1 pseudogene is annotated in these 1,199 nt (G+C 60.2%); it reads right to left on the bottom strand.

Annotation, left to right across the window (positions count from 1 at the left end):
* Positions 1-87: 87 nt before the first annotated feature.
* Positions 88-941 (bottom strand): annotated as a pseudogene (locus tag VQ044_RS25035) (IS3 family transposase); the annotation flags it as partial.
* Positions 942-1,199: the final 258 nt, after the last annotated feature.

Genomic DNA, 1,199 nt, shown 5'->3' with positions numbered 1-1,199 from the left:
GATTGGACACCGTGTTCGACATCTTGTTCCATTTTCTTCACCGCAACCTCCATTGTCGAAGTGTTGCGACGACCGGTTGAATCCGCCCTGCGATCCCTGGTCGGTGTTGAAGATCTCCGGCGGTCCGAAGCGAGCCAGCGCCTCCTCCACGGCCTCAATGCAAAAGTCAGCATGCAGCGTGATCGACAGGCGCCAGGTCAGGACGCGACGGCTGAACCAGTCGACGACTGCGGTGAGATAGACGAAGCCCCGGGCCATGGGGATGTAAGTGATGTCCATCGCCCAGACCTGATTGGGTCGCGTCACCGGCAGCTTTCGCAGGAGATAAGGGTAGATCTTGTGGCCGGGCGCCGGCTTCGAGGTGTTCGGCTTTCGGTAGATCGCCTCGATGCCCATTCGCTTCATCAGCGTCGCGACGTGAAGACGGCCGACGATGATCCCTTCACCGGCGAGGAGATCGCGGAGCATACGGCTTCCGGCGAATGGATACTCCAGATGCAGTTCGTCGATCCGGCGCATCAGCGTGAGGTCATTGTCGCAGACACCTCGCGGTTCGTAATAAACGGCGCCGCGGCTGATGCCGAGTTCGCGAGCCTGGGCGGCGGTCGGCAGATCATGAGACCGGTCGATCATCGCTTTGCGCTCGCCAACAGTCCGGCCTTGTCGAGCGCAGTTTCTAAAAAATCGTTGGCCAGCGTCAGCTCTCCGATCTTCGCGTGAAGCGTCTTCACGTCCACCGCAGGCGTGGCCGCAGACGAACGCGCCGGTCCGAAAACCGCGCGCGCTCCTTCTAGAAGCTGCGAGCGCCATTGCGTAATCTGGTTCGGATGCACGTCGAATTGCTGCGCCAACTCGGCCACGGTCTTCTCACCGCGCATGGCCGCGAGCGCGACCTTGGCCTTGAAGGCAGGGCTGTGGTTCCGCCTGGGTCTCTTGCTCATCGTCTCTCCTGATCTCGGCCATCCTGGCCGCCTTCAGGCAGACAATCCACTCAGCACGCTGTCCAATTTTCCGGCTCTTGCGCAGGTTGTGTGGTTCATGACGCCAGGAGGAACCGTTGGCGAAGAAGATCGAGGTTTCCGCGTCCGTATGCGCATTTCGCTGATTGTGAGCAGCCATTTCAGGCGATCGTGAGCACGTGTTTCACGCGATCATGAGCGGTCTCTTCGGCCGACCTGGTTATTATTCAGGCGTTTGAG

This window comes from Aurantimonas sp. C2-5-R2, assembly GCF_036549495.1.
Classification (GTDB): Bacteria; Pseudomonadota; Alphaproteobacteria; order Rhizobiales; family Rhizobiaceae; genus Aurantimonas; species Aurantimonas coralicida_A.
Note: the sequence above shows the minus strand (reverse complement) of the source record. Positions and strands in the feature narration are given on the sequence as shown.